Raw genomic sequence first — 23995 nt, forward strand, 5'->3', positions numbered from 1 at the left:
CGTCCGTACATATTCTTTCCCGCACAGGCAGCTTGGTTGGACAAGAAAATCGCCAGAGGCTTGAATTATGGTCGATTCTGCATACCCCTGCCATACAATCGGGTCGCCGCCCCCATGGTCGCCTTTCGCTCCGCGAAAGTGCGGTCCGGATGCACGCTCTTTCGCGGAGCGAAAGGCGACCATCGAACTACCTTCCCAACGTACGGATAAATACGATGATCAATCGGGTAACAATTTGGGCATCCAGCATCGCGATCATGCTGGTAGTGACTGGCGACGTCGTTCAAGCGGCAGACGACAGGAAGCCCAATATCGTCTTCATCATGGCAGACGATTTGGGCTGGGCGGACGTCGGCTACAACGGCGCGGAGTTCTACGAAACGCCCAACATCGACGCGCTCTGTCGGTCGGGGATGGAGTTCACCGATGCGTATCCCGGTGCTGCGAATTGCATGCCCTCGCGGTCCTGCATCATGAGCGGAATGTATACGCCGCGGACGAAGATGTGGACTCCCGGAATGGTCTCCAAGGGAGAGCAGCGTTACATGCGGTTGCTGGTTCCCAGCCGGCAGAACAACAAAGGGGACGGCAAAATCCCGACTGTCGGTAGCTTGGATCCCGAGGTCTTTTCGCTGGCCCGCTTGCTGAAACAAGTCGACTACAAAACGTTGCACCTGGGCAAATGGCACCTCGGTTCGGGCAGCGGACTCGGCTTCGACAGGAACGATGTCGACGGTCGAGGCGCCGACTTGAAGAAGGATCATAAATTCTACGGCAACAAAAATGTCGCTCAGTGGCTGACCGATGCGGCTGTCGATTACATCGCCAAAAACAAAGACGATCCGTTTTTTATCTATCTGAACCACTTCGACGTTCACACTCCGATCAATGCTCGCGCCGCCGTGGTCGACAAATACAAGAGGAAGCTGGCATCTAAAAAGTGGAGCCGGAACTGGAACCCCGTTTACGCTGCGATGATCGAAGCTGTCGATACATCGGTTGGCCGGCTGCGGCAGGCGATCCAAGAGAACGGGATCGAGCAGGAGACGCTGGTGATCTTTACGTCCGACAACGGCGGGTATGGCAGAGCGACCTGGAACACGCCGCTGAAAGGTTCCAAAGGTGGCTTCTACGAAGGCGGTATTCGCACGCCGCTTGTCATGAGTTGGCACGGGAAGATCAAGCCGGGAACCGTCTGCGATACGCCGGTGACGGGCGTCGATTACATGCCGACGTTTGCCGAATTGACTGGGGCGCCGCTGGCGACCGATCAGCCGCTGGACGGCGTCTCGATCGTTCCGCTGATGATGGGCAATGCGATCGCTCGGCGCGCGATCTATTGGCACTACCCGCTGTATCTCAACGGAGAAGTGCAGGTGAAGCCGATCTACGGGACCGACCGGATGTATTGGCGAGGGACGCCCTGCAGCGTCATCCGGATGGGTGATTGGAAGCTGATGGAGTTCTTTGAGACCGGATCGATCGAGCTCTATAACCTGCGGGATGATTTGGGAGAAAGCAGTGATCTCGCCGACCAACATCCGGAAAAGGCGGCCGAGTTATTGAAGGTGCTCAAGAAATGGCAGGTCGAAACGGACGCCGATATCCCCCGGACGCTCAATCCCGATTTCGATCCCGATTATGCGCCAGCGGGGAAGAAGGGAGCACGGTGAGCGCGGGGCGATGGAGGCGTATCGATGGGGATGGGAGGAGATCACTCGCTTGCGCTTCGTGCTGGTATGGTAGAAGTGTCGCCGTGGGATCACTCGCTTGCGCTTCGTGCTGGTATGGTTGGAGTGACGCAGTGAGGTCACTCGCTTGCGCTTCGTGCTGGTATGGGGGCGTTTAACTCCAGTTGAGGAAGCGGGTTAGCAGTGCGATACCCGGTTCGGTCAAGAAGCTCTCGGGGTGGAACTGCCAGCCTTCGAGCTGGAATTTCTTGTGTCGCACGCCCATGATCTGCCGCGTTCCGCCGGTGTCGGTCCAGGCGGAAACGATCAGATCCTCGGGAAGCGAAGCGGGTTCGATCACTAGGCTGTGATACCGCGTCGCGACAAACGGCATCTCGATTCCTTCGAACAATCCGCCGTTGTCGTGGTAGATCTGGTCGGTCTTGCCGTGCATCAGTTCGGGGGCGCGGATGATCTTGCCTCCCAAAGCTTGGCCGATCGACTGATGCCCCAGACAGACGCCTAACAAAGGGATCCGCCCGGCGAAGTGTTTGACGACATCGACGCTGATCCCCGCCTCGCTGGGAGTGCAGGGGCCCGGCGAGATCAGGATTCGCGAGGGCTTCAGTTGTTCCAGCTCTTCGATCGAAATCTGGTCGTTGCGACGAACCTGCACATCGATCTGCGGCTGGATTTCGCCCAACCGCTGGACCAAGTTGTAGGTGAACGAATCATAGTTATCGATGACAACGACCATAGTGCTTTCTTCGTGCTTCGAACCGGCGACCAGCTTGCGTCGCGTAAATTTTTTCCGCCAGCGATCAGCTGTCCGGCGGTCAGTGGACGTTAACCGACCAACGCCAAGCTGGAATTGCAATACCACTAAGCTGCAAAAAATCAAAACCAGCGAACTTGCCTAAACGGTCTTTGGCAATCTTTCCTTGGGACCGTATAATTTCATTCGGGTTCGCCAGATTCGTTGCAGCCATCGCTCGATGGCCGATCGGTTTGCGAACCAGTCTTTTACAAATCTACAACAAGTTTGAGAAGATGTAACGTGTTATCCGTCCGCCCCAAGATCGCTGAGCTTAAATTTCAGGTATTCGGACGATCGCTACATCCCGAGCTGTTCGAGTTTCATCGGTCGCGTCGGATCCAACGCGATGCGTTTCATGCGGAGATCTCGATCACCAACTCCGGACATGTGGTTACCTGGCGCGGCAACGGGATCACGATCTCCGAAGTCGCAGCGTCGTCGCAGCAGTTGCTGCCGACCCGCCGCCGGTTGATGGAATACCCGCTTCGCGGTTCGCGAACCGACCGCGCCGAATGTCGATCGGGCGTCACCTATTCCACGCGGTTTACACTCGAACCGGTCGCTACCGATCTGTTTTGGACGATTCAAAAGCAATTGACCGCCGACGCCACCGAGGGCTTGCTGCATCGCTTCGATTCCAACGGACGAATCGCGATGGGAGCGGTCAGCTACATCAACATCGAGACCCGTGCGCGATCGATGATGATCCAAGCCATCCATACCTTTCCCGAGGATCAAGCGATCGTCAAAGTCGAATCGACCTTTGCGATCGACGGCTGAGCCCAGACCTTTAAAGGCTGTTTCGACGCTCCATTCTCGGTGATGGTCGGCGCCGAATGGATGGGGCCGCTCGCTGGGGACGGCTCCGAGCTAACCGCCAGCACGTCACCGCGAACGTTTGCTGCGGCGAATCCTAGGAGCCTGTGTTGTAGCCCTGCCGGGATCTTGTAGCCCGTTAGCTCGACTGCTGTCGGCAAAGCCGAGGCGTGGTGCAGTATCGCAAGCGGCGGCGTGGCCAAAAAATATCGCGGGGCGGCGTGGGCTTCCTGTCTCCTGCCGTCGACAATCGGGAGAGCAAGGGTCCGTTAGCTGGCTGCTGGGGAATCCTCTCCTCCGTTGTGGTGATCACTGCAGGGCCTTGCAGAGGGGGCTGCGTCGATCTGCTCGGGAAACTGGCAATGTGGCGTTGTCATCCGCTATCGACTGTGCAATAGTTTCTCAGGATCTCGTTGTTCGGATGCCAATTCTTGGCAAAGAGAACAGGGACAGATGAGGCAGAGATTCCTTTCTGACCCGGCGTTACAGTCGCGACGAAGTTCCGTTATGATACGCGCGTTGTTGCCTCCGGTAAGCGAAGCTCAAAGTTGAATCGATCGGCTGTGAGTTTTCTTTAGCCAACGGCTTGTGAAATTTTTCACAATAGGTTCCCGTCAACATTATTTAGGCGGTTCGCTCCCACGACGAATCGGTGACCGAGAATGACCACTATCACCAAAGGCTTGAACTTACCGATCTCCGGCGAGCCGCAGCAGCTTGTCGAATCGTCCCACGCGGTAACTCGCGTCGCGCTGTTGGGCGACGACTACATCGGTATGAAGCCGACTATGCTTGTGAACGTCGGCGACAAGGTAAAGTTGGGCCAGGCTGTATTTTCCGACAAGAAGACCGCTGGTGTCACCTACACCGCTCCCGCTGCGGGAACGGTTGTTGAGATCAACCGCGGAGCAAAGCGTCGCTTTGAATCGCTGGTGATCGAAATCGAAGGTGACGACAGCGAAACCTTCGACACGCCGAGCGATCTGAGTGTCGCCAGTGGCGAAGCGATCACCGAGGTTCTGACCGCTAGCGGTCTGTGGTCGGCGTTCCGCACGCGTCCCTTTGGCAAGGTGCCTGCCCCGGGCAGCCAACCGCATTCGATCTTTGTTCAAGCGATCGACACGCATCCCTTGGCCGCCGATCCTTCGGTTGTCATGCGTGGCAAGGCGGAGCAATTTGCGATCGGGCTCAACGCGATCAAAAAGCTGACCTCCGGCAAGACATTTGTTTGCAAGAACCCAGACGCCGAGATCCCCGGTGCCAACGTCGATGGCGTGACACTCAGCGATTTCAGCGGTCCCCATCCCGCCGGTCTGCCTGGTACCCATATCCATTTCTTGGATCCCGTCGGTCCGACCAAGACCGTTTGGTACATCGGTTATCAGGACGTGATCGCGATTGGCCACTTGTTCGAAACCGGCAAGCTGGATCCGACACGAATCATCTCGTTGGCCGGCCCCTGCGTTTCCAAGCCTCGCTTGATCGAAACACGTCTGGGTGCTGATCTGACACAACTGACCGCGGGCGAACTCGAAGGGGACAATTTGCGAATCGTTTCGGGGTCGGTCTTGGGTGGTCGCACCACAACCGATCCTTGTATGTTCTTGGGCCGCTACCACACCCAGGTCAGCGTGCTGAAGGAAGGAAACGAACGCGAGTTCTTGGGCTGGCAAAAGCCCGGCTTTGAAAAGTTCTCGATCACGCGAGTGTTCGCTTCGGCTCTTACCCCCGGCAAGCGATTTGCGATGAACACTGGTACCCACGGCAGCGAGCGGGCGATGGTCCCGATCGGGTCGTACGAACGGGTGATGCCGTTGGACATCCTGCCAACTCAGTTGTTGCGATCGTTGATCGTTCGCGACACCGAAGAGGCGCAGCAGTTGGGCGCTTTGGAACTCGAAGAAGAAGATCTGGCACTTTGCACGTTTGTCTGCCCAGGCAAATACGAATTTGGTGAGATCTTGCGAGAGAATCTGACCACGATCGAAATCGAAGGCTGATCCAGTCGGCCGCCGCCGAGCCCGGCTGGCGCAAGACACAATGACACGAAAGCCCAGCCCCAATCGGTTGCCGCTTTCGAAATATTATTCGCGGCTAGCGTCACGTCGCTTTATCACTCACCACTAACGTAGCCCCTTATATCATGAAAGCGCTGCGAGAATTTCTCGACCAGAAGGTCGAGCCTTGGTTCAAAAAAGGCTCACCGCTGGCAATGCTCCATCCGATGTACGAAGCGCCCGATACGTTTCTGTACACTCCGGGACACGTTGCCAAAGGTTCCACTCACGTCCGCGACAACATCGACCTGAAACGGATGATGATCATGGTCGTGGTCGCTTTGATTCCCTGCACGCTGTTTGCGATGTGGAACACCGGCTACCAAGCCAACTTGGCGATGGCCAAGATGGAATCGGCGGGCTACGAAATCCTGACCCCTGCGGAATACGAACTGGTTCCCAAGACCGAGATTCCGCTCCGCAAGCTGGCCAAGACCGACTGGCACTACACGATCCAATCTGCGATTGGTTTAGGACGCGATCCGGGCAGCTTCGTCGACAACTTTGTCTTCGGTGCGTTGCACTTCCTGCCGATCTACATCGTCTGCATGTTTGTTGGTGGTCACATCGAAGCTCTGTTCTGTGTCGTTCGCGGCCATGAAATCAACGAGGGCTTTCTGGTTACCGGCTTGCTGTTTCCGCTGACGCTACCGCCCACGATTCCGCTGTGGCAGGTCGCCATTGGGATCGCGTTTGGCGTGATCGTCGGTAAAGAGGTCTTCGGCGGTACCGGACGCAACTTCCTCAACCCCGCTCTGACCGCCCGTGCGTTTCTGTACTTTGCTTACGCTGGTGAGATCAGCGGCGACAAGGTTTGGACCGCAGTCGACGGCTTCAGCGGTGCAACCAGCCTGGGTGCGATGGCATCGGCGGTTCCCGGAGCTGGCATGGCTCCTGTGACTGGCGAATTCGACGCAGCGGGTGAATTGGTTGCCGGCGGAATCGCGACCTCATGGGGAACGCAAACGCTCACCTGGTGGGACTGTTTCCTGGGAACGATCCAAGGTTCGATGGGCGAGACAAGCGCTTTGGCGTGCTTGATCGGAGCAGCGATTCTGATCGCCGCGGGCATCGGATCGTGGCGGATCATGGCTGGTACCGTGGTCGGTGCGGTTGCGACCGCAGCGTTGATGAACGCGATCGGCAGCGACAAGTACGCGATGTTCGAGATGCCGCCGATGTGGCACTTGGTTGTCGGCGGATTCGCTTTTGGTGCGGTCTTCATGGCGACCGACCCGGTCTCCGCAGCGATGACCAACACCGGACGCTGGATCTACGGCGTGCTGATCGGATTCATGACGATCCTGGTTCGTGTTGTAAACCCCGCTTATCCAGAAGGCATCATGCTGGCGATCCTGTTCGCCAACGTGTTCGCTCCACTGATCGATTATTACGTTGCTCAAGCCAACATCAAACGGAGGGTCGCTCGTTATGCCACCTCGTGATTCAATGACCAATACGGTTTTGGTCGCCCTGGTCCTGTGTCTGGTTTGCTCCAGCTTGGTCAGCGTCGCCGCCGTCAAGCTGAAACCACTGCAAGAGATCAACAAAGCGCTCGACGTCCAGAAGAACATTCTCGACGCGACCGGGATGGCGATGGAGCAGTTGGGGATTCCAGCGAACCAATTGACCAAGACTCAAGTTGAAACGATGTTCGAACAGATCGAGACCAAATTGGTCGATCTCGAAACGGGCGACTATGTCGATGCAAGCCCCGAGGAGGTCAGTTCATTTGATCCCCGCAAAGCGGCTCGCGATAAAGATGAAAGCACCGCCATCGGCGATACCGCTTATCCAATCGGACTCGGACGCCGGGAAACGGTCTCCAAGGTCTACTTGGTGAAAACGGCCGATGGTGAGTTGTCGCAAGTTGTGTTGCCGGTCTACGGCAACGGACTTTGGTCGACGCTGTACGGTTTCCTCGCCTTGGACAAGAACCTAGAGACCGTCAAAGGCATCACGTTCTACGAACATGGTGAAACGCCGGGCTTGGGAGGTGAAGTCGACAATCCCGCTTGGAAGGCCGAATGGGAAGGTTTGACAATTTACAACGATGAAGGCCAGCCGGAGTTGGGTGTTAGCAAGGGCCCCGCGCCGCTTGACGACAACTACCTGGTCGACGGCCTCAGTGGTGCGACGATCACCTGTCGTGGTGTCACGAATCTGGTTCGTTACTGGGTCAGTGAAGACGGTTTCAAACCGTATCTCGCGAAACTCAAAACGGAACTTCCAAAATCGGGAGGGAAGTCATAGATGGCTGCTATAAAATCAAAAGACGTTTTGCTGGGACCGATCTTCCACAATAACCCGATCGCCCTGCAAATCCTTGGCATCTGTTCCGCCCTGGCGGTTACCAACAAGATGAGCACCGCGTTTGTGATGTGCTTGGCGGTAACCTGCGTGGTGGCGGCCAGTAACGCCGCGGTCAGTTCGATCCGAACCTACATTCCCAGCAACATCCGGATCATCGTGCAGATGACCGTGATTGCATCGCTGGTGATTCTGGTCGATCAATTGCTGAAGGCTTACCTGTACGACATCAGTAAACAATTGTCGGTCTTCGTCGGTCTGATCATCACGAACTGTATCGTGATGGGACGCGCTGAAGGCTTTGCAATGAAAAATAGCGTCGGGATGAGCTTCCTTGACGGCATCGGCAACGGTCTCGGTTACAGCATGGTGCTGATGGTCGTTGCGTTTTTCCGAGAACTACTGGGCAACGGATCGCTGTTCGGATACCAGGTGATGGAATTGACTCGCAACGGTGGTTGGTACAACCCCAACAACTTGATGTTGTTGCCACCGAGTGCTTTTTTCCTGATCGGTTTCCTGATCTGGGCGATTCGCGTCGCACGGCCCGAACAAGTCGAGGAGGCTTAACGTGAACGAATCATTGATGACTATCTTTATGAAGGCTGTCTTCATCGAGAACTTGGCGCTAGCCTTTTTCTTGGGAATGTGCACCTTCTTGGCGATCTCCAAAAATGTGAAGACCGCCGTCGGCCTTGGCTTGGCTGTGATCGTGATCCAATCGATCACGGTTCCCGCGAACAATTTGATCTACACCTACCTGTTGAAAGAGGGTGCGTTGGCACGCTTTCTGGGCAGCGAATATGCAACGCTGAACTTGGAATTCCTGGGCTTTATCAGCTATATCGGCGTGATCGCCGCGATGGTCCAGATTCTCGAGATGGTGTTGGATCGCTTCTTTCCACCGCTATACAACGCGTTGGGAATCTTCCTGCCGTTGATCACCGTGAACTGCGCCATCTTGGGTGGTAGTTTGTTCATGGTCCAACGCGAATACGATTTCGCACAGAGCGTTACCTACGGTTTCGGCTCGGGCGTTGGATGGGCGTTGGCGATCGCCGCCCTTGCGGGAATTCGCGAGAAGATGAAGTACTCGGATGTCCCACCGGGACTTCGTGGCTTGGGAATCACTTTTATCACCGTCGGTTTGATGGCGATGGCTTTCATGGCCTTCGGCGGCATCTAAACATCTGCTGCGACGCGTCAGGCGTCGCGGTAGCGTTTAACTTTTTCAAATTTATGCATTCTGGAAACACTGGTAACGAGTAATTTCCCTATGACCATTTTCTTCGGCGTATTGATGTTCACCGGGGTCATCTTCCTGCTGGTTGGCGTGATTCTGGGTGCAAAAAAGATCTTGGTCCCCTCGGGCGACGTCAAGATCAACATCAACGAACAAAAAGATATCAGCGTCCCCGCCGGGGGCAAATTGCTGGGCGCGTTGGCCGACGCGGGCATCTTCGTTTCCAGCGCCTGCGGTGGCGGTGGTACCTGTGCACAGTGCAAGGTGAAGGTTCTCGACGGTGGTGGAGAGATTCTCGACACCGAACGCAACCATATCTCCAAGAAAGAAGCTGCCTGTGGCGAGCGTCTGTCGTGTCAAGTTGCTGTTAAGCAAGACATGAAAGTCGAAGTGCCACACGAAGCCTTCGAGACTAAGAAGTGGGAGTGCACCGTTCGCAGCAATAACAACGTCGCGACCTTCATCAAAGAATTGGTGTTGGAATTGCCCGAAGGGGAAGACGTTGCGTTTAAGGCGGGCGGTTACATCCAGATCGAATGTCCACCGCACACGGTCCACTACAAGGACTTTGATATCGAATCGAAGTTCCACGAGGACTGGGACAAGTTCAACATTTGGCGTTACACATCGGTTGTCGACGAAGAAGTCGTTCGCGCTTATTCGATGGCAAACTATCCCGGCGAAAAAGGGATCATCATGCTGAACGTGCGCGTCGCGTCGCCGCCGCCACGTGCTCCTGAAGACACCCCTCCGGGCAAGATGTCCAGCTACATCTTCGGTCTCAAGCCGGGCGACAAGGTGACGATCAGCGGTCCTTATGGTGAGTTCTTCATCAAGGATACCGATTCGGAAATGGTCTACATCGGTGGTGGTGCTGGTATGGCTCCGCTGCGTAGTCACTTGTTCGAGTTGTTCCGCAACTTGAAGACCGGCCGCAAAGTTAGCTACTGGTACGGTGGACGAAGTCATCGCGAATTGTTCTACGTCGATCATTTCCGCAAGATCGAAGAAGAGTTCCCGAACTTCAAGTTCAACATCGCGCTCAGCGAACCGTTGCCTGAAGACAACTGGACTGGATACCGCGGCTTCATCCACCAAGTCCTCTACAACGAATACTTGAAGGATCATCCGGCTCCCGAAGACATCGAGTACTACATCTGTGGTCCGCCCATGATGAACGCAGCTGTCTTCAATCTGTTGGATGACCTGGGCGTCGAAAAAGAAAACGTCGCATACGACGATTTCGGCGGCTAAGGGCCGGCGGACGGCAATACTGCAAACCGGTTTCGCATTCGGCGACGCCGGTCGCAATCAAAGCTTTATGACAGGACCTCGAATCGAATTCGAGGTCCTGTTTTTTTATGGATGGACCTATCGAGAGTTGTCGCGCGGCGATTCTCGGGAAGTTTGCATGGTCGCGTGAAGAGCGATTGCCGGCCAGGCGATTCCGCATCGCGAATGCAAGTCGCATGCAGGAGGGGCTTGATCAGCTAGAGCATCCGAGGGTGAAGAGGCGACTCGGAGAGGCGCAAGCCTCGGTGGTTGGGGATTGAAGAGCGTCGGCAGCTTAGCGGCCGCTGTAGCTGGCGATGTCGGGACCTTCGCCGAACAGAACGCTATCGATTTCGCGGTCGGTGGTGATCGGATCGGCAAGCTCACGCCAGGAATTGACTCCCGGTTCGTTGAGCGACCATCGCAATCGCACCGCGCGGTCTCCGACCCAGGCGGGGAATTCGACAGCCGAATCGTCTCCTTCGACGATCTCCGCACCGATCGCTGTCAGTTCGCTGATGAACGCGCGAATCTGGCGACGATCTTCGTCGAGCGAGCGCCGCATCGCTTCGAGTTCTTCGTGGTAAGGCCCCGAGGAGGCATCGGGACGCGACATCAGGACTTCATCGACTCGCGACTGCCGCAATTTGACAGCTTCGCGCAGTTCTTTGATGTCCGACACGATCGCACTGACCAGCGGCAGGGTCTTGTCGGCCTTGGCGGGCGTGAACCAGCGAGTTGCAGCAGCGGTGGTGGTCATGGCAGTTACGATTTCTTGGATGGGGGCCGAGCTTAAAAATCGTGGAGAGCCCTGTGGTTTCCCAACGACTCCATTACCTATTATGTAAGACTAATTCGCAAGCCCCATTGGTTCCCAAGGAATCAAAGAGTTTTTCGATTAGCCGGTCAGAAACAACATGAAAAGTTACGGATGTTCGTTTGGTTCGGCAAGTGATGCCGGCCGGAACGGTCCGTCGATATCGCGGTGGTACCAGGGAATTGTTCGTCTCTTGGAACCTGCGGTCAACCAATCCCCTGCTACCATCCATTGTAATGATCGATCCAGTCCCTGACACATCCGAGGGCGACCACTCGGCGAACTTTAGTGCGTCGCGGGGGCGTTTGGTGCTGGTTCCAACCCCTGGGGAATTGGGCCGGGTTCACCGTTCGCTGGTCGCCGCAACCTCAGTCAGGTTAGAGCTTTGCGGTTTTGGACCGATCGCCGCGGCAGCGCGAACTGCCAGCCTGATTGCACTGCATCGACCGGCTCGAGTTTTTTTAGTCGGAATCGCCGGCGCGGTCGGAGAGCGGTTGGCGGTTGGCCAAGCTAGCGAATTCGATTCGGTCAGCTGCCACGGGATCGGCGCTGGAGGCGGTTCCGACTTTCAAAGTGCCAGCGAATTGGGCTGGAAACAGTGGTCGCCGGAGACGGGCGACGCCATTGGGGACCGTCTCGCGTTGACTACCGCCGCCGCCGCGGAGGCCGATCGGGATTTGGTCACCGTCTGTTCGGCATCGGCAAGCGAGGCCGACGTGCAAGCCTATTTGCAGCGTTTCCCCGAAGCGGTAGCCGAGGATATGGAGGGCTTTGCCGTGGCGATGGCCTGCCGGATGCACGGTATTCCGCTGACGATCGTCCGTGGAATTTCAAACATCGCCGGGGATCGGGACAAGTCGCGATGGCGAATCACAGCGGCGTTGGACGCCGCCAGCGAATTGTTGCAACACGTCTTAGATCGTCCGGCCAACGGAGCAAATAGCGGATGAAAATTCGACTCGGAATATCAACCTGCCCAAACGACACTTTCACATTTCACGCCTTGATGGAGCGGTTGGTCGATTGGCGAGGGCTCGATTTCGAAATCGAACTGCTCGACATTCAACAGCTGAACGATCGCTTGTTCGCCGGCGATTTTGACGTCGCCAAAACCAGCTTCCACGCCGCGCTGCTGTTGGCCGATCAGACGCTGGTTCTGCCCAGCGGATCGGCGCTTGGGTTTGGCGTCGGCCCGTTGCTGCTTTCGGCTCGCGAGGGGCAGGTTCCGGATTCGCTTTCACAGATGACACTCTGCCCCGGACGACACACCACGGCAACGTTACTGTTTCAGTTGTTCTATCCCCAAAAGACGGAGCTGCAGCAGGTCGTCTTTTCGCAGATCATGCCGATGCTGCGACGCGGCGAAGCCGACTTTGGCGTCTGCATTCACGAGGGACGATTCACTTGGCAGTCCGAGGGGCTTGGGCTGGTGGAGGATCTCGGCACGCGATGGGAATCCGAAACCGGGTGCCCTTTGCCGCTGGGCGGTTTGGTCGCGCGGCGAAGCTTGCCCGACGAGACGCTGGCGCGGGTGCAGGGCGTGATTCACGATTCGCTCTGCTTCGCGATGGCCGATCGCAGCGCGGCGATTCCGACGATGCGACGATATGCCCAGGAGTTCAACGACGAAGTTTTGATGCAGCACGTCGACCTGTACGTCAACGATTGGACTGTCGATCTGGGGCCGGTCGGTGCGAACGCGCTCAGCCAGCTTTCCCAGCGTGCGGCGGCCAGCGGAATCTTGCCGAGTGGCTTGGAACCGTTACAGGTCTGGGGTCGCTAGTGTCGATGGGGTTAGTTGATCCATTCATCGGCGTTTCAATGGCGCGGTGCATTCCGGGCCAAAACTTCGGCCTGCACCTTGTTTCACTGCGGTGAATCGAGGACGATCAGAAAGTGTTGCACATCGTCTCACGCCCTCCCTCCAAGCGACCCCTCAGCGGCCTTCAATGAGTCTATTTGTCTTTGGTCACAAGAATCCCGATACCGATGCGATTTGTTCGGCGCTGGCCTATGCGAACTTATTAAAGAAGACCTCTCGGCCCGATGCGATTGCGTGCTGCTGCGGTCCGCCCAACAAGCGGACGGAGTTTGTCTTGCGAAGGGCGGGGCTCGATACGCCGCGAATCGTAATGGATGTCCGTCCGGAAGTCGAAGACGTTTGCCGCACCGATGTCGTCACCGCTTGTGATACCGACATCTTTTCGGAGGTCTACGAGCGACTGAAGCAACATTCCTTGCGAGCGATCCCGGTTCTTTCCAGCGAAGGCGAATTGGTCGGGATTCTCAACTTGTTGGATCTGTTGGAGCTGGTCTTCCACGGCGACGGCGATCCGACCAAGTCGCGGACCGTCAATTCCAGCCTGGCCAAGATCTGCGAATGTCTGAAGGGGCACTTCCAACATGTCAGCAACGCCGACCAACGCGATGACTTTATCGTCAGCGTGGGGGCGATGAGTGCTCACGGTTTCGTCGAACACATCAAAGACTACCCGCCCGAAAAGTTGTTGGTCGTCAGCGGCGATCGCCCGACGATCCAGTTGCCGGCGTTGGAGCGTGGCGTTCGGTGTTTAGTTGTCACCGGCGGATACACCCTTTCGCCCGGCCTGCTGGAACTGGCCAAAGCCAAAGACGTTTCGGTGCTGGTCAGTCCATTCGACACCGCGACGACGACGGTTCGAATCAAAAGTGCTCGCGGGATCGGACCGGCGATCACCGATCGATTCCTCTCGTTGTCGAACAAGGACACGATCGCTTACGCCCGGTCGAGCGTCGAGCGTTCGCGGCAGTCGATCTTTCCCGTCGTCGACGATTCGCAGCGACTGTGTGGCGTGTTGTCGAAATCGGATCTGATCGATCCTCCGAAACCTCAGTTGGTGCTTGTCGATCACAACGAATTGGGGCAGGCGGTCGACGGAGCTGCCGAGGCGGAGATTATCGAAGTCTTGGATCACCATCGTCTTGGCGGCGGGCTGCGTTCGAGCCAGCCGATCCGGTTTATCAACGAACCCGTTGGTTCGACGTGCACGTTGGTGGCGATGCGATATCGCGCCGCGGGGATCGAACCGACCCCGGCTTATGCGCTCTGCATGGCCTCGGGGATCATCTCCGACACGATCAAGCTGCGGTCGCCGACGACAACCGACATCGATCGCGAGATCTATGGCTGGTTGGCGAGTCTATGTACTTGTGACCTGGACGAATTCGCTCACGATTTCTTCGAGATCGGATCGGCGCTGCAGACCTGCAGTCCCGAAGAGGTTGTCGCCGAGGACTGCAAGGAGTTCAGCGAAGCGGGGCATCGGTTCTCGATTTCGCAGATCGAAGAGCTCGGCTTCGGCCTGTTCTGGGATCGGCAGCAAGAGATCCGCAAAGCGCTCGAAGGGCATGCCAAGGAGAAGGGGCTCGACTTTGCCGCTCTGCTGGTCACCGACATCAGTTCGTCGGGCAGCCTGTTGATGATGTCGAGCGAACCGGCCTGTTGGGAAGAGATCAATTACCCACGCGTCGGCCGCAATCTCTACAAGCTGGAAAACGTGGTCAGCCGCAAGAAGCAATTGTTGCCGCTGATCTGCAGCCTGTTGGATTCGCAGCCCGAACCGATGGAGTAGCAGCCCGTTTCACGTCTTATGCTTTCTTGACTTGAGACGGGCGTCAGGTGCCACAGCGACGCGTGCGGTAGCGACTCCACCACTAAGTAGTCCACGCCTGCAATGTCCATAATTGGCGTCCTGTTCCCGGCGTAGTATTGATAGAGATTCCGCGATAAAGGGCCCCACAAATGTCGTCTGCGTTGGCTTGCTCAGCGTCGATCGGCGTTTCAATAAACGGGACACTAATTCGCTCTGATCCTCGCTGATGAAACCTCGGCAGTTTTAGTGATCAGGCGAATCTGCCGGGTGCGGGGTTGATTAGCGTCGATCCGTGGAGATCGGCGTTTCAAGAAGCGGGACACTAATTCGCTCTGATCCTCGCTGATGAAACCTCGGCAGTTTTGGTGACCGAGCGAACCTGCCGGGTGCGGGCTTGCTTCGCGTCGCTCAGTGGAAATCCGTGTTTCAAGAAGCGGGACACTAATTCGCTCTGATCCTCGCTGATGAAACCTCGGCAGTTTTGGTGACCAGGCGAATCTGCCGGGTGCGGGTTTGATTAGCGTCGATCAGTGGAGATCGGCGTTTGAAGAAACGGGACTCTAATTCGCTCTGATCTTCGCTGATGAAACCTCGGCAGTTTTGGTGACCGAGCGAACCTGCCGGGTGCGGGCTTGCTTCGCGTCGTTCAGTGGAAATCCGTGTTTCAATAAACGGGACACTAATTCTCTCTGATCTTCGCTGATGGGAATCCAGCAGTTTTGGTGACTAGGCGAATCTGCCGGGTGCGGGGTTGATTAGCGTCGATCCGTGGAGATCGGCGTTTCAAGAAGCGGGACACTAATTCGCTCTGATCTTCGCTGATGAAACCCGAACAGTATTGGTGCCCGAGCGAATCTGCCGGGTGTGGGTTTGATTAGCGTTGATCAGTGGAAATCAGTGGAAATCAGTGGTTCAAGAAACGGGACACTAATTCGCCCTGATCTTCGCTGATGAGAATCTAGGTTGTTTTACTTGGGACGCTTCTCTGGCGATCCAATCCACGATTGCTTTCGCGACGCCGGCGACTGTCGGCGATGTCCGTTTCGGTTCTCGCTGCGCGTTGTTTCTCGCAGTCGCCGCTCTCTCCACATCGGCGCAGCGACGGTTCACCTGCGCCCACCCAATCTTTACGCCTTCATGAATCGCTTTTCGATTTCCAGCAGCTTGGCCAGGCGTCGTGCGTGGCGTTCCGACGGGGTGTAGCGAGCGTTCATGAATGCGCGAATGCATTCCATTGCTAGCTCGGGGCCGATGATCCGGGCTCCGATGCACAACACGTTCATGTCGTCGTGTTCGACCCCTTGGCGGGCGGAATAGCTATCGTGGCAGAGTGCGGCGCGGATGCCGGGGATTTTGTTAGCTGCCACGCTGACGCCGACGCCGCTGCCGCAGACCAGGATCCCGCGGTCGGCTTTTCCCGATCGGATCGCTTCGCCAACGGCCAGGGCGAAGTCGGGGAAATCGCTGCTGGTTTCATCGTGAGCGCCACAATCGATGATCTGCAGATGCTGATCGGTGAGGGTTTGAGTGACCACCGATTTCAGCGGGAATCCGGCGTGATCGCCGCCGATGGCGTAAATCAGAGAAGATGCGTTGCTCATGGGCTGTGTTAAACGATCCTGGTTCTGGTTTTGTTTGAATTTGATTGGAATATTGCCGGGGGAAACGACGACGTCCGTTGTGGCGACTAGGCGATTCTGATAGCCTTTCGTGTTGCTATCGCTGTTTTTTATTGTCAATCGCAAGGGTCGATTGAGAGCAGCTCGGCAATACTCTAACCCCGCTGGGATCGCGTTTTAGCTTCTCATCGAAGCTTCGTAAACATGGCGTCTAAATCAAAAGCCGTTTACGACAAGCAGCCACGCGAATCCGATCCTCAGCAACTGAGTCTTTCATGGTTAATCGAAATCTGATCCGTTCCCTCGAAGATGACACTCTGGCCAATGAACTGTTGGGACTGGCCCCCGACGAAGAACTAGAAGATATGTTGTTGGAGGCCTTTGAGGTCGAACAGCAAGACTTCGATGTCAACAAAATTGTAATCGGCCGTATCGTCGAACTGAACGACGAATGGGCCCTGGTCGATGTCGGCTTCAAGAGCGAAGGAACGGTCCCGTTAAACGAATGGGGCCCCGACGAAGATCCGCCCGTGGTTGGCGGCAGCGTCCAAGTCCTGATCGAAGAGATGGAGGACGAGCTGGGTGGTGCGGACGACCCTTACGGAATGATTTCGCTGAGCAAGCGAAAGGCCGAGAAGATCGTCCAGTGGGAAAAGATGATGGAATCGGTTGCCGAGGACCAAGTGGTCACCGGTACCGTGATTCGCAAGATCAAGGGCGGCCTGTTGGTCGACATCGGCGTCAACGTCTTCCTGCCAGGAAGCCAAGTCGATATCCGTCGCCCTGGCGATATCGGAGATTTCATCGGTCGCGTGATCCAAGCCGAAGTCTTGAAGATCGACGACACTCGCCGCAACATCGTGATCAGCCGCCGTTCGTTGATCGAGAAGCAGCGTGAAGAAGATCGCGCTTACTTGATGCAAGAATTGGAAGTTGGCCAGATCCGCAAGGGTATCGTCAAGAACATCGCCGACTTCGGTGCGTTCGTCGACCTGGGCGGAATCGACGGTCTGTTGCACATCACCGACATGAGCTGGGAACGTATCCAACACCCAAGCGAAATGGTCGCCATCGATCAAGAGATCGACGTCAAGGTGTTGCACATCGACCGCGAAAAGCAAAAGATCGCTTTGGGTCTGAAGCAAAAAGAACGCAACCCGTGGGAAAGCATCGGCGAGCGTTACGAAGTCGGTTCGACGCACACTGGCGAAGTCGTCAACGTGATGAGCTACGGTGCGTTCGTCAAGCTGGAAGCCGGTATCGAAGGCCTGGTTCACATCAGCGAAATGAGCTGGACCAAGCGCGTCAACCATCCATCGGAATTGGTTTCGATCGGCGACCAGGTGGAAGTCAAGATCTTGGGTGTCGATGTCGAAGGCCAACAATTGAGCCTGGGCATGAAGCAGACTCAAGACAATCCTTGGGATGTTGTCATGGACAAGTATCCCGAGGGTGCCGACGTCACCGGCAAGATCCGCAACCTCACCAACTACGGTGCCTTCGTCGAACTCGAAGAAGGTATCGACGGTCTGTTGCACGTTTCGGATATGTCTTGGACCCGCAAGATCAGCCACCCGAGCGAAGTCTTGGAGAAGGGACAAGAGATCAACTGCAAGGTCTTGAGCGTCGATCAAAGTCGCCGCCGGATCGCGTTGGGTCTGAAGCAGATGGAAGGCGATCCTTGGGACAACGACATTCCAGATCGTTACCAACCCGGCCAAGTCATCAACGGCAAGGTCACCAAGATCACCAACTTCGGTGTCTTTGTTGGACTTGAAGATGGCCTGGAAGGCTTGCTGCACATCTCCGAATTGGCTGACCACAAGGTCGAAGATCCCGAAGAAGTCGTCAAGGTTGGCGATGAGATCGAGGTTAAGATCCTGCGTGTCGACACCGATGAACGCAAGATCGGCTTGAGCCGTAAACGCGTCGAATGGGCTGAGGACCAAGAGGAAGCAGCCGCTGAAGAAGAACGCCAAAAGGTCTCCGAGCACCAAGAGCTCAAGGGTGGCCTCGGCGATGGCGGTCCTTTGATCCCAACCGAATAGTCTCTGTTGCAAGCGTCGTCATCGAGTATGACAACGCAGCGACATGAAGCATTCAAACGAAACACCCAGCCGATTCGGCTGGGTGTTTTTTTATGGAGTCGCCTCGAATCGCTGCGTCGATTTTCAGGGCATGCGGCAGCGCGGCGAAAAGGTTGGGGGGGCGATTGCCTGCGCAGCAGGGGGCAGACGCGGCCGCGATTGAAAACTCGGGATGATGCCGCGGCCACCGGGCCGCAGGTCAACCGAAGTGATCGATGACCGTGACGCCCGTTCCGCGATGCTGATCCATGGAGGTCAGTGCTCCTGGCGCATCGGCTAAGTCGATTGTTTGGGCGACAAGTTTTTCAGGTTGCAGTTTGCCGGCTCGGATCATCGCCAGCATTGCCGGGTAGCGATGAGCCTGCATGCCGTGGCTGCCGAGGATTGCCAGTTCGCCAGCGATCACTTTGTCCATCGGAATCGATGGATGTTTGTGGCTGGCCAACATCAACCCAACCTGGACATGTTTGCCACGCTTTCGCAAGCTTGCGATCGAGTTAAAACAGGTCGTTGGGCTTCCCAATGCGTCGATCGATAGATGAGCCCCGCCGCCGGTGAGCGTGTGAACCTGTGCCGCGACATCGTCGACGGTGGTGGCGTCGATCGTTTCGACAGCTCCCATCGTTCGGGCAAAGTCGAGCTTTTGATCGTTGATATCGATCGCGATAACGTTCGCTCCCAACGCGCTGGCGATCATGATCGCCGATAGCCCGACGCCACCGGATCCATGAACGGCGACCCATTGCCCGGCACTCACCCTGCCTTGATCGACGATGGCGCGGAATGCCGTGGCGAACCGGCACCCCAGGCTTGCCGCGGTCACGAAATCGATCTCTTCGGGCAGGCCGACCAAGTTGGCATCGGCGTAGTCGATCGCCACGTACTTTGCAAAGCTACCCCAGTGCGTGAACCCCGGCTGAAACTGTCGGTCGCAAACCTGTTGGTGTCCCGCGGCGCACTCGGTGCACGTGCCGCAGCCGCAGACAAAAGGGAGCGTCACGCGTTGGCCTATCTTCCAAGCGGTGACCTGTTTGCCGACCGCTTCGATCACACCCGCAAGTTCGTGTCCGGGGACATGCGGCAAGCGGATGTCGGGATCGTGTCCCATCCAGCCATGCCAATCGCTGCGGCAAAGTCCGGTCGCTTCGACTCGAATCACAACACCCCGGTTGGTCGGCGCCGGGTCGGGGACGGACTCGATCGTCACGGGGCCCGCAAACTCGCGGTATATCGCTGCCTTCATTGCTTGGTCTCGCCTTTGGGTTCCATGGATAGAGGGGTTGCTTCGTATCTCGCGCCAACGGACATCGTACGATAGCCGGCGAAGCAACGCATCGCGACTTGTCGCGTATCGATTGGAATCGCGAGGTCGGTCGAGTGGCACGAACGGCTTTCCAAAATCGAACGCTCGACAGCTACTGCCCTCGACCGATCCGATTCAGAAAGTCGTTTCGAGCGATATCGACGGGCGTTTTGATGGGGGGCGGTTAGATCAGTTGCTGTGTGGAGAAGAGCTGCGAAGCAACTCGTCGATCCGGCTTTGCAGGTCTGCCGATTTGGAGATCAGTTCTGGGTAACGTTCCGCGAGTGTCTGGAGATTTGATTTGAGTGCGCTCGATGTCGCTTCACGCCGGTCGATATCGCTGCGTCGAAAATTGGCAAAGGCTTCGTTTAAACGGAGAACGTCATCGTGTGGCGCTCCTGAAAACTGAAGATTCGAAACGATCTCGGCAACCATAAACGCAAGCTTCATGTGCCCGGTTGGGTCGCCTGGTAACGGCGTATCGTCGCAGATTCCCGACCACGCCGACGCAAGCGTGGCGTCCCCCTGCCCCGCTTCCTCTGGGGCGAGCAATTCAAAATCTAGTTCCGAATTGTACAACCCAAATTCACGCTGTTGCTCTTCCCACGCCTCGCGCGTCTCGAGCATCGAAAACGCAAATTCATTGTCCAGCTCTAAATGATGGCCATCGAGACACTCGAACCCGATCCCAAACATGCCGTCGGCCAGCATCTCACAAATCGGACAGTCGCATCCGATGGAGTGCTCTTCCACCTGGGGCGCTTCGATCCCTTCGATGGTGCTCCCTAAGCCTCGAGGAACACGTCGGCGACTGCACTGGATGATGAAACTTGGGGAGGGGCCTTCTTCGAAGGGACTGGAAAGCCAATCGTTTTTCGCAACTCGCAAAAAATTGGTCAGTTCCGTCGCTGCATCCGCTTCGTATTGACTCGTCCGGTTCCCTGCTTCCCCCGAGCACCATCGCCAGCCCGCGCCGATGACTTCGCGACAGAGGTCGAAATAGAGGCACATCTCTTCGCCCCCCATCGGTGCCGTCGCGTAGTCCGCCCAGTCGTCCGGCAGGGCGATCGTTGGACCGCCGTCTTGGACGCGTTGTTGTTGCCCCCAAGTCACTTGTTCAATCCACTGCCGCGCACCATGCAACAGTTCCCTCGGCATCCGTCCGCCCAGATCCGAACGCGGTGTCATCAACCAATCGCGATGAATGGCGACCGTCGATTGGTAGCGATCCGATGCGTTTTCGCCAGCGTTGGTTTGCAGCCAAACGTCGTTGGCGACCGTATCCAACACTCGGGATGCGATGTCCTGCAGGAAGGGGGCTCCATAAAGTACTTCGCGGTCGACATGCGGTTTGTTGATCGGCGTATCGCGAGGACGATCGATTGCATCGAGTGAAGCGGGTTCATGCATTTCCCACCAAGGCGGCAAATGAATGCTAAGTGGGCAATGTTGGTTGCCCGCTTCATCGGCGACCATGGCAAAGTCAGCGTCGCGAGTCACCGGCATGAACTCCCCGCCACTGAAAACGCGTTTGCTCGGAAAATCGATCACGACCCATGCTTCGGAATTCGCCAGCGTCTTCAGCGCATCACCGTAACCGATTTCACGAATCGATAGTTCTTCGATCGATTTGCAGACCACGGAGGTGGAATAGCGTGACCAGAGACTCGCTGCTTCCTTCCAATCGGATGGATCATCCGACACCAACGCGATCAACGTCAGGACGTTGTCGGGGGCTAAGTCGGTCGCAGCGAAACAACGTGACGCTTCGATCATAACCACTGTCGCTTGCGTCTCTTCTCGAATCATCGGCCACCTCCCTTGAAAAATAGGTATGCAGAGTCTATCTGTATCACGATAGGCGACCTCTAACAATCACTTTCTTGGAGGGGATGACGCTACCACGTTGGAGTCAATTTTCGTTCGAGTGACTCCTCTCGCCGCAGTGGTTTCCAATTGTGCTGGCAAGCGATGGTTGCCAGCGGTCGTTGTTGCCTGGAGCAGCGGTCCTTGTAGTCGAGTGTGAACGATATCGGTGCACTTGGGGCGGCGAACAGACAGCGGTTTCGGTTGCCGAACCGTCGCGGGTACGACTTCCGAGCCCGAGCCCGAGCTCCGAGCCGCCGCTTCTGAGAGTTGTCTGCATGAGGCCCGACGCTAAAAAATCCTCGCTCCGGGAATCGGTCTCGCGATTTATTGCGCGGATGTGATGGTGCTAACCCAGCGTCCATTCGACACGATGCAGGCGTTGGTCGTTTGCGGAACGAAGCGGACTATATTTCGTCGCGATGCTGCGTTGGGTCGAGTACTTCTTGCTTTCGTCGTTACGGAGTGGGCGATCGACATCAGCCGCTCATCCACTCGGACGACAGGTCTTGTCGATATTTCCCGCCGCCGTCATGCGAATCGATCGGCAGGACTACGATCGAGAATGGCGGACCTGTTCGACAACTTGAACCGCGTGATTCTCGGGTTGAATCCCGTGGCCGAAGCGGATGGCGTAGACCTGAGTGGCTTCGGCTCCCAGCAACACGATCATCGCGCTGTAGTAGACCCAGACAAGGATCACCGCCAGCGAAGCGGCAGCGGATCCTAGCTGCGCCCCAGGTTCGCTGTATCCGAAATAGATTTGCATGCCGAACCGGCCCACCAAAAACAGGGCTGTCGTAATCGCTGCCCCCACCATCACGTCGCGCCAGCGGACGTCGGCGTCGGGCATAAATCGAAAGATCGCCGCGAAGATGGTAAACACCACAGCAGCCTGAACGCCGTAGTTGACGGTGCGAGCCACGATGCCGCTGATCCCGATGACTTCTCCCAATTGTTGGCCTGCGGTGGAAAGAACCGACGAGACGACGAGGGAGACGAGCAGCAGAAATCCCAGTCCCAAGATCATCGCAAAGGAGAGCAGGCGTTTGCTGAGGATCGTCCGCAGCGTCGATGCATTGGGATCGGGTTTGACTTCCCACACGCGGTTCAACGCGTCTTGCAACGCTCCGACAACGCCGGTCGCTCCGACGATGATGCCCAAGAAACTGATCGCCGTCTTCCACCACGTGCCGCTCGATTCGCGGTTTTGCTGCAAAATCGTGGTTATCCCGTCGGCAGCCGCTGGATTTCCAAGCATGTCCGCCGCTTGGTCCTCCAGTACAGCTTCCGCTTTGGAGTGCGCCCTGTCGCTTTCGTAGGCGACCGATAATCCGTAGGTCAGCACCGATAAAAGCAGGTAAAGCAGCGGTGGCAGGGCAAAGGCTGTGTAGTAGGCTAATGCCGCGGCCAGCGTGTGGTGCAGCGGTCTTTGGAAAACTCCGAAAAGGTCTGTTTTAGGAAGTCCATGCGATTGCCGAGTTAGGAGTGCGATGCGTGCGTCTGCCGGGCAAAACCCGCAATCGACATTCTCGGCCGCGGATTCTTCAGACACTCGGCTCGCAAATCGCATACCGGCCCTGCCAGCAGCGATCGACGCCAAGGCGCTCGGCGATCGCGCTGTCCAATCATCCAACAGGTCGGTCGAAGAACGAACAGCGATCGGTAAAAGCGGAAGGGGCCAAACCGGCTCCGCTCATCCGCTGCGGCTAATCGCAGCTAGCGGTTGCGATCGTTGGGGGCATCAACACTTTTGTCGGCACTGGACGCTGACGCCGCGCGCGCTGCAGGCGCAGGTTTCGGAGTCGCGATGGCAAGTGGAATGTACGCGTAGCCATCGGACTGTAGATTCACAATCGCAGTCAGCGCAGAAACCGCGACGTCGATGAAGTCGACGACTTCGTCGGGGGCACCGCCTTGACCGCTTAATGCTTGACCACAGACGAAGAGTTCGACGCCAGCATCATGCAGTTGCCGCAAAAGTTTCAAGTTAGGATTGCTGGCCGTTTTGAACTTTGCTGTGTAAGCGTCTTCATTCAACACCGCCAGCGTTGCGCCACCGTGAAAGACGACTGCGATCTTGGCAGCGGCAGGTTTCGCTCCGGCACCGGCGTAGATATTCAAATACCTCGCAAGCTTCTCGACTCCCGCATTCAATTGCTCGGGATCGCCGCCACTTGTCAGATCGACAACCAGCTTTGTCCCGGCCCGAGGCTGCTGAACCGCCTTGGGCAAGGGGACGACTCCGCCATGATTCGCAATGACGGGATATACCAGCTGGCGAGACGAGCCCGCCTTCTCGTCGGCGTCCGCACGGTGCCGCATCCCTTTTCCATGTCCGAAACCAGCCCCTCGGCCACCACCAAACCCCAAACCGCGTCGTTCGCCAGGTTGGTTTTGCGCCGATGCGTGCGCGATCGCCAAGAGGCTAACAAACAGGATTGTTAACAATGAAATGCTTCGTTTCATAAGGTGGCTCCTTCGGG

Annotated in this window: 19 protein-coding genes; 12 read left to right on the forward strand and 7 right to left on the reverse strand. The window is 56.8% G+C overall.

Annotated elements, in window-relative coordinates:
* Positions 1 to 215 precede the first annotated feature (215 nt).
* Complete coding sequence (locus EC9_RS10715; protein WP_218934721.1) at positions 216 to 1673, forward strand: sulfatase; 1458 nt, start codon at positions 216 to 218, stop codon at positions 1671 to 1673.
* Between the two features lie 172 nt (positions 1674 to 1845).
* Here the strand turns inward: EC9_RS10715 and EC9_RS10720 are convergent, their stop codons facing one another.
* A complete protein-coding gene (locus tag EC9_RS10720; protein WP_145344917.1) occupies positions 1846 to 2427 on the reverse strand; it encodes an anthranilate synthase component II in 582 nt (193 codons plus the stop codon).
* A 300-nt stretch (positions 2428 to 2727) separates the two neighbouring features.
* Here EC9_RS10720 and EC9_RS10725 point away from each other — a divergent pair, with 300 nt between their 5' ends.
* The 7 genes from EC9_RS10725 to nqrF all read left to right on the forward strand — a co-directional run bounded on the left by EC9_RS10725 (position 2728) and on the right by nqrF (position 10167).
* On the forward strand, positions 2728 to 3267 hold the full coding sequence (locus tag EC9_RS10725; RefSeq protein ID WP_145344920.1) for a DUF2617 family protein: 540 nt from the start codon (positions 2728 to 2730) through the stop codon (positions 3265 to 3267).
* A 698-nt stretch (positions 3268 to 3965) separates the two neighbouring features.
* Positions 3966 to 5303: a Na(+)-translocating NADH-quinone reductase subunit A gene (locus tag EC9_RS10730; RefSeq protein WP_145344923.1), complete on the forward strand. Its 1338-nt coding sequence runs from the start codon at positions 3966 to 3968 to the stop codon at positions 5301 to 5303.
* Between the two features lie 143 nt (positions 5304 to 5446).
* Entirely contained in the window at positions 5447 to 6805 is a 1359-nt protein-coding gene (locus tag EC9_RS10735) for an NADH:ubiquinone reductase (Na(+)-transporting) subunit B (RefSeq protein ID WP_145344926.1), read from the forward strand.
* A 4-nt stretch (positions 6806 to 6809) separates the two neighbouring features.
* Positions 6810 to 7613 carry a Na(+)-translocating NADH-quinone reductase subunit C gene (locus EC9_RS10740; RefSeq protein WP_218934722.1) on the forward strand — a complete coding sequence of 268 codons (804 nt, stop codon included), beginning with the start codon at positions 6810 to 6812 and terminating at the stop codon, positions 7611 to 7613.
* Positions 7614 to 8240 (forward strand): NADH:ubiquinone reductase (Na(+)-transporting) subunit D, encoded by a 627-nt coding sequence (locus tag EC9_RS10745; RefSeq protein ID WP_145119604.1) that lies wholly within the window; start codon positions 7614 to 7616, stop codon positions 8238 to 8240.
* 16 nt (positions 8241 to 8256) lie between these two features.
* Positions 8257 to 8856, forward strand: a complete 600-nt coding sequence (nqrE, locus tag EC9_RS10750) for an NADH:ubiquinone reductase (Na(+)-transporting) subunit E (protein ID WP_145349099.1) — start codon at positions 8257 to 8259, stop codon at positions 8854 to 8856.
* 90 nt (positions 8857 to 8946) lie between these two features.
* Complete coding sequence (gene nqrF, locus EC9_RS10755) at positions 8947 to 10167, forward strand: NADH:ubiquinone reductase (Na(+)-transporting) subunit F (protein WP_145344932.1); 1221 nt, start codon at positions 8947 to 8949, stop codon at positions 10165 to 10167.
* A gap of 313 nt (positions 10168 to 10480) precedes the next feature.
* On the opposite strand, the gene EC9_RS10760 is transcribed toward nqrF, so the two are convergent.
* The gene (locus EC9_RS10760; RefSeq protein WP_145344935.1) at positions 10481 to 10945 is read right to left on the reverse strand and encodes a DUF2203 family protein; all 465 of its coding nucleotides are present in this window, start codon (positions 10943 to 10945) and stop codon (positions 10481 to 10483) included.
* Between the two features lie 293 nt (positions 10946 to 11238).
* Here EC9_RS10760 and mqnB point away from each other — a divergent pair, with 293 nt between their 5' ends.
* From mqnB to EC9_RS10775, 3 genes are all read left to right on the forward strand, one after another.
* On the forward strand, positions 11239 to 11952 hold the full coding sequence (gene mqnB, locus EC9_RS10765; RefSeq protein WP_145344938.1) for a futalosine hydrolase: 714 nt from the start codon (positions 11239 to 11241) through the stop codon (positions 11950 to 11952).
* The gene (locus EC9_RS10770; RefSeq protein ID WP_145344941.1) at positions 11949 to 12785 is read left to right on the forward strand and encodes a menaquinone biosynthesis family protein; all 837 of its coding nucleotides are present in this window, start codon (positions 11949 to 11951) and stop codon (positions 12783 to 12785) included. The genes mqnB and EC9_RS10770 overlap by 4 nt, the downstream gene beginning before the upstream one ends.
* A gap of 166 nt (positions 12786 to 12951) precedes the next feature.
* Positions 12952 to 14613 (forward strand): putative manganese-dependent inorganic diphosphatase, encoded by a 1662-nt coding sequence (locus EC9_RS10775; RefSeq protein WP_145283965.1) that lies wholly within the window; start codon positions 12952 to 12954, stop codon positions 14611 to 14613.
* A gap of 1148 nt (positions 14614 to 15761) precedes the next feature.
* Here the strand turns inward: EC9_RS10775 and rpiB are convergent.
* Positions 15762 to 16235, reverse strand: coding sequence for a ribose 5-phosphate isomerase B (gene rpiB / locus EC9_RS10780; RefSeq protein ID WP_145119590.1), 474 nt, complete (start codon positions 16233 to 16235; stop codon positions 15762 to 15764).
* 293 nt (positions 16236 to 16528) lie between these two features.
* Here rpiB and EC9_RS10785 point away from each other — a divergent pair, with 293 nt between their 5' ends.
* A complete protein-coding gene (locus EC9_RS10785; protein WP_145344944.1) occupies positions 16529 to 18301 on the forward strand; it encodes a 30S ribosomal protein S1 in 1773 nt (590 codons plus the stop codon).
* 238 nt (positions 18302 to 18539) lie between these two features.
* Here the strand turns inward: EC9_RS10785 and EC9_RS10790 are convergent, their stop codons facing one another.
* The 4 genes from EC9_RS10790 to EC9_RS10805 all read right to left on the reverse strand — a co-directional run bounded on the left by EC9_RS10790 (position 18540) and on the right by EC9_RS10805 (position 23978).
* A complete protein-coding gene (locus tag EC9_RS10790; RefSeq protein ID WP_145344947.1) occupies positions 18540 to 19583 on the reverse strand; it encodes a zinc-dependent alcohol dehydrogenase family protein in 1044 nt (347 codons plus the stop codon).
* Positions 19584 to 19832: 249 nt separating this feature from the next.
* Entirely contained in the window at positions 19833 to 21452 is a 1620-nt protein-coding gene (locus EC9_RS10795) for a hypothetical protein (RefSeq protein ID WP_145344950.1), read from the reverse strand.
* A gap of 610 nt (positions 21453 to 22062) precedes the next feature.
* Positions 22063 to 23064, reverse strand: coding sequence for a YihY/virulence factor BrkB family protein (locus tag EC9_RS10800; RefSeq protein WP_246106067.1), 1002 nt, complete (start codon positions 23062 to 23064; stop codon positions 22063 to 22065).
* A gap of 164 nt (positions 23065 to 23228) precedes the next feature.
* A complete protein-coding gene (locus tag EC9_RS10805) occupies positions 23229 to 23978 on the reverse strand; it encodes a DsrE family protein (protein ID WP_145344956.1) in 750 nt (249 codons plus the stop codon).
* Positions 23979 to 23995: the final 17 nt, after the last annotated feature.

It is taken from the genome of Rosistilla ulvae, assembly GCF_007741475.1.
GTDB classification, from domain to species: domain Bacteria; phylum Planctomycetota; class Planctomycetia; order Pirellulales; family Pirellulaceae; genus Rosistilla; species Rosistilla ulvae.